Source organism: Paenibacillus sp. GCM10027630 (genome assembly GCF_042676305.1).
Lineage (GTDB): Bacteria > Bacillota > Bacilli > Paenibacillales > NBRC-103111 > Paenibacillus_S.
This window is the reverse complement of the sequence record NZ_JBHTGY010000019.1, coordinates 1-9,762: the sequence shown is the minus strand read 5'-3', so window position 1 is coordinate 9,762 and position 9,762 is coordinate 1. Positions and strand designations below refer to the sequence as shown.

The window sequence follows — 9,762 nt, the reverse complement described above, 5'->3', positions numbered from 1 at the left end:
CGTCTGTTAGCTACGGAGCAGCTTGGCCTTTACTCCGACCGGACTTTCACCGGCAAGTTGTGCCTAGCTTGGCTAGGCGCGCAAGTCTTAGACTGCCGCTGTTGTCATTGAACTAACGTTCTCCGTCCCTCAGTATAAGGGATCTATCTCACGAATACTCATTCATTCACAGCATTTCATCACTTTGGTTATCGTAAACGAAATGAAATTGGACTAATTCGATCCTAAGGTGGCCATTTAAGGCATGCGGGAACAGAAGAAATAGTTGGAACATTTATCCATTTTAGAAATCTACTGCACGCATACTCCACATTTCCCTGAATATTGACCATCCCAAGGCTCTACGGGTCGCTGCCCTTTCATTCCTTCGTTACACCTATCCAAGGTGTGGAGACCGATAGCGTTTAGCGGATGGGTAGATCTAACGGGGATGGAGACTCTTTGAGTGTCGCTATGGATCGCGGACAAGTACAATCTTTAAACACCGAGGCATACCCAGGAAAGCGAATATCCAGCCATCGGATGATCCGATTCTGCATTCGAACACTATTCGTGACCCCAAATTCACGATCGCTCATAACGGTACGTAACCGTTGAAAATGGGTGGCTTGCCGAGTGTACTCATAGTAGTACCCACGGCTAACAACATCTTTAAACTTCATAATAAGAGCGCCTCCTTGATGGTGTTGGGTATTTACCCGTCGACAAACCCATCATACCGAAGCGCTCCTTTTTTGACAAAGCCCATTTCTTAGGCTATACAGGAATGTTTAGTTCAACGAACTGCCGTTTGACTTAAGGGTCACCCAAAGCTTTTCTAACCTGGCCTTATGTTTCGCCAATGTGGATTTTTCCAAGGCAGTAGTATTCTTTTCTATAATTGTACCGGGTCTGGCTTAATTTCCGTTTTTTGAACATAGTGAACATGGGAACCCGAATTATTCGTAATTGTGTCTTCGTTCTAATTTCCGTTGTTTTACCCAGAATTGCTCATAACAAAAAAATCTTGTTTTCCATCCCATTCCACTGTTACCTTCACAACGTCATCTTTTGCAGGTAATGCAATATTATCGTCAAACTCATCAAATCCAATTTTCCCGTCTGGACTTATGGTATAGTTAGTTCCTTTATAAAGTTTCGCTGCGTTCCCATAAGCAAAATTTACATGGCCAACATTATTGATATCGGAACCTTTATAAGTCAGTATTATCCTGCTGTAAACCTTATTTTTTCCATTTCCGAGGTCCCAAACCGTATCTTCTAATGCAGCAGACCAGAGACTACCTTCACCTTGGTATTTCAAAATATAATCATATTTTATTTCCACTTCATTATTAAAGCTAGCTCCCGATGCAAGCAACCATTTACCGTTTACCTTTTCTATTTTTACGGTCATTTTGTACGGATAATCATATTCAGTCGTATTAAATTCAACGTCAACAACATTACCCTCTTGGCTGATGATCTTGGCGGTATCAATGAAATACTTTGTTGCCGACCCATGGCCCCCATTATGCGTGTCTACATAAAGCTGTCCTTTATATTCCTTATAAAGGGGACGGGCTCCTTCTCGAGGCGTTAGATAATTATAAAACCACTCAGCAACATCTTTTGTAAATACATCTTCAACTACTTTTTTCAAATCCGCGATGGATTTGACGCTCTCGGTATCCAGTCCTGTCTCCCATCTTTCCCCAATTACAAGTGAGTACTCTTCTTCGCCCGGAATCGTTTTCGTCGCATCTTCTGCAAACCATCCAGATCCGTTAAACATTCCATAAACGCCTGTTGCCTTCGGTATAAGCTGGTTGAGAATATCTTTTACTTCATTGTCTGTAACATTTGCATGAAAACTGGTTTTAATCGTGTTTACGTAGTTCGACATGGATTTATATTCTGCCGTTAACTTCTCATTGTGCGGATCATATTGGACATCACTCGGAGTGCTTATTGCGAACACTCTGTCTCCTAGTTCTCCAATTTTCGATATATGACCGACCTCTATAGCTGTTTGACCATTTTGGCTCCAATTATCTTTGGTCCATATGCCGATCGAAAAAACAACTCCACCGTATTCTTTGTTTGCGATGTCAATAAAAGTAATAGTTTCGAACTTGGAGGCTTTATCTACGGTTTCCACCGCATCATATTTCCCTTCCCAGCTCTTAGGAAGATGGAGGGTGAAGTTGTTTTTTCTGTTTTCATACACGATACTTGGAACCGCAGGAATGATATGTCCATTTACATGACCAACATGGAGGTTAACAGTCGAATAAGCTCTAAAATCCCCTAACCCCTCTGAAATGAACGTTTGAGCATCTACCCCAAAATCATCTCCATGAATCGCAACTTCGCCGATTTTTTCACTGTTATCATTGTAAAAAGCAAGGGTTGCCTCAACGGTATTTTTTGTATTCCCTACACCTTCGATTTGCAATTGGCCGGTAACTTTGGTGTTGCTGCCGTTTTTCGTTAAGATTAAATTGCCAACCAATATCCCGTTGTAATCCGGATCCGATAAGTCCAGCTTTCGATTTTTGACAAAAATCTTTTGCTGCTCCTGATCATAGTCGATCGTTGCACCCAATTGCTCGGCTACGAATCGAACTGGTACGTACGCATGACCGTCAACATTAAGTACTTTATACTCATCGTTCATGGAAATCTTACTTCCATTTATTTCGAAATGGGCAGGAAATAATAACGCGTGGATAGAATCTGATGCGAATGCAATAGATGAACATGCAATGAATAAACCACAGCATAAGCCCAGCACAAACTTCTTCATTAACGCACCTCTTTTTGGGTTTATACCCTTAGACGTTAGTGTGATGATTTAGTTGCTGGCGAATGTTAATAATCCCTTTGTTATGGCCTGATTAACTATACTGCCCGCAACGAAGGCAGCCGATCTTTGTGGCCGGCTGCCTTCGGGTCATCATCAAGCTATAGTCTCCGTTAGCCTACTCGAATGTTCTTCTACGTTTGCCTCTTTTTACCCATGTTTGCCAAAGAAGAAAACTTGAAGAAATGAAGATTAATATTGCCAACAATAACCTGGTTCCAAGATCTTTAAACACAAAGATAAGAAGAACATAACAAATTAAAGTTCCTCCATTTACCCAATAGCCTATGATAAGGAAAAGAGGGACGATCCATCGGAAATTCCGATAAATCATCCCTCTTTTCCTTATTTTTGCGTATTGGTGATAACCGACGAGTAGTGAATAGGTCTTGCAAAAAAAACTAAAACAAACACAACAATAACGTAAATTTTTTCAAGCCAAAAAAATTATCTATAGTATATAATAAAATTTGAAAACGCATTCATTGGAATTGAAGGAATGTTGTTTCAAAAGAATCAAGCACAGTAGGGTTTGGAATTATGATATTAATTCAAGAAGATGTTTATTTATTTATTATTATGGAGAAGGGGCTAGTAACATGCAAAAAAGTAAAATTTTTAATATGCCGATTAGTTTTCTGATTACATTAACACTTGTTTTTCAGGCTTTCGGCGGTATGGTTTTACCCGGTACAACTGTCCGGGCAGCCGGTACGGATATCTACTCGACTTCGGCGAACCAAACGCTCGATCCGAGCGATCCTTTGGATGTGGTACTCACAAAGCCGTACAGAGGCTCGACGGTAACCAAATCGGGAACCACGGGCACCATTACTATTGAACTGCCGTACGGCACGTTCTATCAGATGCTGCACCCAGTTGTCAATGCAGGCTCGACTGTCAAGGTTTATGAGAGCGGCGGCGCTGAAATCGTCCGTCTCACCGGCATTAACAATGGCGATTACGAGCTGGGGCTAAAGGATTCGCAAGGGAATAGAGTAGTGCCGGGCTGGACCGGCGGAACATATTTCCTAGACGTTACAAATGGTCAAAACACAAGAAGATACACAATCACCGTAACCATACAGGCAATATCAGATTTTAAAATAACCCGAAGTTTACAAGGCGGGGGAACCGAGGCCGTAAATAAGCCGGGCGAGTTGGTCGCACCGATGAACATCCGCGCGAACGAGCACGGCATGGACACTTGGGGCTCCACTTATATCGGCTATGGGGACACCGGCTTAAACTCCATTGAGGGGCCGATGAGGCCGTCCTCATACAGCGGGAAGAACTGGTACGACTCATTCTGGGGGCCGGATATCTACGTCCATACGGCGAACGACATCAATAAATTCAAGCCCGCCGGCTTTTCGAACGGTCTGCCCAAGGATGGCAGAGAGATTCCGCTCCAGTGGTACGGCGATAACATGTACGTGCAGACGATCGCCAAGGACAATTCTGACGGCAGGATTGACGCCTATGGGGTGGACGTAAAATACGACGGCACGATGACCACGAACGGCAAAATCTCCGGGTTTGACAAACTCCAGTCGGATATTATCCGTATCCACAAGTTTGACGCGCCCGTCAACGCGCCCGGGCATGAGGACGGCGACCGCGGCGCGGCCAGCAGCACGACCCAGCGGCTGGAGATGAAAACCAACTACAAACCGGAAAACGTCGTCGCCAACGACGGTCCGGGAACGATAACAACCCATTTCTGGCGGCTGCTGGTTCCCTCGGAAACAGTGAAGCGGCAGAAATCGGTCGGTGGCAACGGCATAGGAACCTGGTCTCCCAACAACTACGGTTTTATCTATCAGATCAAGGAGGCCAAGGGCAACGCGAACGGATCACCGACTGTAGATATTGGGCTTAGAGCAAACGGCACCCTGACATTTGGACACACTCGCAACAATTCGACGCCGAGCGGCATGCAATCCGCCGGGGGGACAGACACTGGCACCCTCCTTACTCTTACCAGTGACAAATTCGTCGACCGCTGGATCGATATCGAGTTGACAACCGAAACCGCGGATTTCGGGCATCTCTACGTAAGGGTAACAGATACGGATACAGGCGCGCTGCTCGGCGAGGGAACGCTTAATGAAGCCGATCTGTTAAGACGCAACATAGAGCTGCAGCTTCCTACACCCCTTCCAGCCCCTGCCCCCGGACCTGTATACAGGGAAGGAAACTACAATACCCTGAAGGACGATCAGGGGCGCAACGTCAATTTCGGACGTTCCAAGTGGGGCATTTACGGCGCCTTCCCCGCCACCGGCGTTGGCCGCGAAGAGTGGCAGCCATCGACGATTTATATGGCGGACATCTCGATCATCAAGCGCGACCGTGATACATACGTGTTCCCGAACGGTTATAAGCCGACCGACAGGGACAGCAACCTGCGCATCATGGGCTGGGAGCATCAAAACCAGATGAAAGTGCCTTTGGGCACCAAAATTACAGATCTAACGATGAAGACCAAACTGGACGTCACCTTATCCAACGGCCTTACAGTTAAAGTACCGGTCAAGTGGGATACATCCGGCTACAGACCGACCGTCCCGGGCACCTACAGGATTTTAGGGGAGTTGCAGCCCCCGGACGGTATCTCAATACCCGCCGCCCCTGACAATTATTACCCCAATTATTACAAGCCGTACTTTGAAATCAACAACTCCACGGTGCATGACTGGGGTAAGGCTGTTATGGGCGCGAATATCAAAATTGTTTCGCATAACGATGAGTCCCGGAAGGAGAACGTTCTTGAGGAAGACCGCACCGCCATGACAACTTCGGAAGGGTACGCGTTCTTCCAAAGCGGCTCGTCGTTTGAGCTGAACGCAGGGAGAACCCCTTGGCGCTATTGGGTTGCCTTGGATTTGGGCCGGCAGATTGATGTTTCACGCATAGAAATAGAATTTGGCACGATGGGCTCTCCCGGGCGCTCAAGGAACAGCTCCGCCTGGTGGACGAACGACGTGGCGGCCTATGAGTCGCTTATAGAATCCTACAACAATTTCTATAACCCGCTAGACCCGGCGCTCGCGGCCGGGCAACCGGAGCCGAATCGCCAGTATTATGAGGCTAACAACTGGCCGACGAAGAATCCTTTTGGCGTGGAGAATTTGATGGGGTACGGCGGTCCATGGAATTATTTTAAAGGCAGCGGGCGCCAGCCTACTAGCGTCAATAGCCAAGGTACATCCACCACATCAAACTGGAATCCATTAACCCAAGCGGCGTTAAAAGGCGGGACTCTCGGAACCAACTACACGCTTGGGCGCAGGGCAACCGACGTCCTCGCCAACAACGGCGGCCAGCCGGTTACCGCGCGGTATGTGATGGTCGTAAACGAGCTAAACTTCTTCTCGCCGGTCACCGGGGCGCCTGGGTCAGTAGCCGGATCTTCACCGGGCCCGATGCAGTTTGTAGACTTCGCCGTCATTGGCGAGTTGCATGACGATCTCGCAGATTTGATGGTGCTGGATACGCTGACGGTCGGTGGCGTGCCGGTTACAGGGTTCGATCCCAGCACCAAGAACTACACGGTGGATGTGGCGGCGAATTATCCAATCCCGGCAGTAGCGGCGACGCTCAGCCCGGCTTCGATAGCTGCAGGCGCAGTGATCGACATTATTCAAGCGACCGACGCCGAAAATACCGCAGTCGTGCGGATAAGTCGCACGGGCGGGAAAGACGTGTTTTATCTTGTTAAGCTTAATAAATCGATACAGCCTGAAGCGATANGTTAAGCTTAATAAATCGATACAGCCTGAAGCGATACCGGCTCCGACGGGCTTAAGCGCGCAAGCGGGCAATGCGCAGGTCAGCTTGTCGTGGAATACGGTGACCGGAGCGACCTACACGTACAACGTGAAGCGCAGCTTGTCGGCAACCGGGCCATTCAGCACCATCGCGTCCAGCGTGACACAGGCGACCTACACCGATAAGTCGGTCGCGAACGGAACGACCTACTACTATGTCGTTACCGCTCTGAACCAAGGACAGGAGAGCGCGAACTCGGCCACAGCGAGTGCGAAACCGGAAGCTCCGGTCGTGCCGCCGGCCCCGACGGGCTTAACCGCGCTAGCGGGCAACGCGCAGGTCAGCTTGTCGTGGAATACGGTGACCGGAGCGACCTACACGTACAACGTGAAGCGCAGCTTGTCGGCAACCGGGCCATTCACTACCATCGCGTCCAGCGTTCCGTTCTCGACCTACACCGATAAGTCGGTCGCGAACGGAACGACCTACTACTATGTCGTTACCGCTCTGAACCAAGGGCAGGAGAGCGCGAACTCCGCCACGGTGAGCGCGAAACCGGAAGCTCCGGTCGTGCCGCCGGCCCCGACGGGCTTAACCGCGCTAGCGGGCAACGCGCAGGTCAGCTTGTCGTGGAATACGGTGACCGGAGCGACCTACACGTACAACGTGAAGCGCAGCTTGACAGAAAGCGGTCCGTTCACGATTGTAGCAACGAACGTGAACGGTTCCAGCTTCACGGATAATAGCGTGGCGAACGTCACTACTTACTATTATGTTGTATCTGCGGTAAACGCAGGCGTTGAAAGCGCGAATTCTTCCGTAGTTGTCGCAGTGATTCCTCCTCACAGAAGCAGCAGCAGATCTTCGGGAGGCACACCGACCGACTCGGGCAAAAACGAACAGAAGGTAACAACCGTCAATCCGTCAGAATGGCAAAAAGCGATTGATGCGTCGAATTTGGCCTCCGATACTCCGAAGATCAAAGTAGAAGCTTCGGGCACGGAAAGCTCTGCGCAAGTTCAGTTGACCGCCTCTTTACTTGCCGACGCGCAGTCTAAATTGCCGACAGCGGTTCTCTCGGTGCATTTTGATACTGTCACTTACGACTTGCCGATCAAAGCGCTGAACTTGGACGCAATCGCCAACTCGCTCGGAGCTGCGGTTAAAGACATCAAGATCAATGTGCAGATTGAGAAAGTTACCGGTACGACCGCAACGGCCATTGAGAATAAAGCGAAGCAAGCGGGCTTGACCCCGCTTACCGGAGCCCTGGCATTTAACATTACTGCGGAAGCGGGCAATAAGACGATAAGTGTCAATGAGTTCGGGACGATCTATGTGTCAAGAAGCATCGTCATCGGTAAGTCCGTCGATGTCAGCAAAGCAACTGCTGTCATGTATAATCCGGTAACCGGCGAAATGCGCTTCGTACCGGCCGTCTTCTCCGGAAGCGGAACGAATACGCAGGTTACGATTCAACGTCCGGGCAACAGTATCTACATGGTGGTGGATTCCAATAAAACATTCACCGACCTTGACGGACACTGGGCAAAAGATGATGTGGAACTGCTAGCCTCGAAATTGTTGATTCAAGGCATCACGGATACCGGCTTCGCACCGAACAATCAGATTACCCGTGCCGAATTTGCCGCATTATTGGTCCGCGCAATGGGGCTATCGGAGGATAGCGAATCCAAATTCTCGGATGTCAAATCGACCGACTGGTTCGCCGGTTCAGTAAATGCGGCAGCCAAAGCCGGATTGATCGACGGTTTTGAAGGGGGCGTCTTTAAACCGGCTTCTTACATCACCCGCGAGCAAATGGCTGTGATGATTTCCCGGTCACTGAGCCTCGCAGGCAAACATCCTGAAGGGGATGTCAAAGGACTTTTTACCTTTGCGGATAGCCAAATGATCGGAACTTGGGCTAAAGATGCTGTATCGCAATCCGTAAACGCCAAAATCATCAATGGGATGACAGATCAGACCTTTGCGCCAAACGAAAATTCAAGCCGTGCGCAAGCGGCGGTCATGTTGAAGCGTTTGCTGCAATACACAGGATTTATAAATTAATCGATGTATACCTTCGAGAACAGGGGTGGGCTTCCCCTGTTCTTTTTCTTTTTTTCCGGATCAATGACAATAACATACAATAAATGTCACTTAACTCGGAAAATTGTTGAAATATGTCGAAATTATGAAGCATTGGCGGAGATGTTTATTTTCGAAACATCGCAGCTTATTGATCAGTTAGAAATTTCCATTCTGATCATCGAGAAGTCAAATACATATACAATCGAGTGGATCAACGAAATATTCCGGGCCATGCATACGATTAAAGGATCGTCATCCGTCATGATGCTGATAAACGTTGCTTCCGTTTCTCATGCGATGGAAGACTTGTTCTATTATATTCGTGAAGAGCGTCCGCAGCATATCGACCTCCCTGCACTCTCGGATCTTATCCTTGAAGGTGTCGATTTTATCAAGGTGGAGCTGCATAAATTCAAATACGGCGAAACTGCGGACGGCACGTTAAGGCAAGTTGTCAATTTTTCAGTAAAAGACAATTCTAATTCGATGTAACCACGACAATTATGTTCTTAGTCCCCAAAGGCAACCGACTAAAATAAATCGGTTGCTTTTTCATGTCTTAATTCAACTAACGTTTCTCGTTAGCTCAAAAGGTACTCCATTCACATCTTATATCCATCTAAAAAAGATGTATTTGTTATCTTCATCTTGCTCTATTCTGCCCAATCAGCGTCGGCGCTCACCGCGGTTGCTCCAACACGAACGGCTGCGTCCGAGTCACGAACTGGAAGCCCTGCTTGCGCAGGATCGGCGCGGAGGTCGGCAGCGCGTCGACGAAGGCGTGCGTCCGGCCGCGATCACGGGCTTCCTGCAACCGCGAGGCGACCAGCGCGGTGAACAGTCCCCGTCTCCGGTGTGTGGTCTTGGTGCGACCCCCAGCTAGTTCGGCGTAGGGCCCTCCGGGCCGGAAGTAGACCCGCCCACAGGCGACGGGCTCGCCGTCTACGTAGGCAATGTGGATGCTCATCTCGTCCGGATTCTCCTTCAACTTAAGGGCCAGCGCGCGCCGCTCCTCCTCCACGTTGTGCCTGCCAATCTCGCGGGACACC

Annotated in this window: 4 protein-coding genes; 2 read left to right on the top strand and 2 right to left on the bottom strand. The window is 48.8% G+C overall.

Annotation, left to right across the window (positions count from 1 at the left end; translation table 11 throughout):
• Positions 1 to 976 precede the first annotated feature (976 nt).
• A complete protein-coding gene (locus ACFQ0C_RS10250; RefSeq protein WP_379366435.1) occupies positions 977 to 2,788 on the bottom strand; it encodes a stalk domain-containing protein in 1,812 nt (603 codons plus the stop codon).
• A 3,774-nt stretch (positions 2,789 to 6,562) separates the two neighbouring features.
• Between ACFQ0C_RS10250 and ACFQ0C_RS10245 the strand changes: the two genes are divergently transcribed.
• Both ACFQ0C_RS10245 and ACFQ0C_RS10240 read left to right on the top strand, forming a co-directional pair.
• Complete coding sequence (locus tag ACFQ0C_RS10245; protein WP_379366433.1) at positions 6,563 to 8,692, top strand: S-layer homology domain-containing protein; 2,130 nt, start codon at positions 6,563 to 6,565, stop codon at positions 8,690 to 8,692.
• 141 nt (positions 8,693 to 8,833) lie between these two features.
• Positions 8,834 to 9,205 carry an Hpt domain-containing protein gene (locus ACFQ0C_RS10240; protein WP_379366431.1) on the top strand — a complete coding sequence of 124 codons (372 nt, stop codon included), beginning with the start codon at positions 8,834 to 8,836 and terminating at the stop codon, positions 9,203 to 9,205.
• Positions 9,206 to 9,392: 187 nt separating this feature from the next.
• Here the strand turns inward: ACFQ0C_RS10240 and ACFQ0C_RS10235 are convergent.
• A partial coding sequence (locus ACFQ0C_RS10235) for a GNAT family N-acetyltransferase (RefSeq protein WP_379366429.1) occupies positions 9,393 to 9,762 on the bottom strand: 370 nt, incomplete at its 5' end.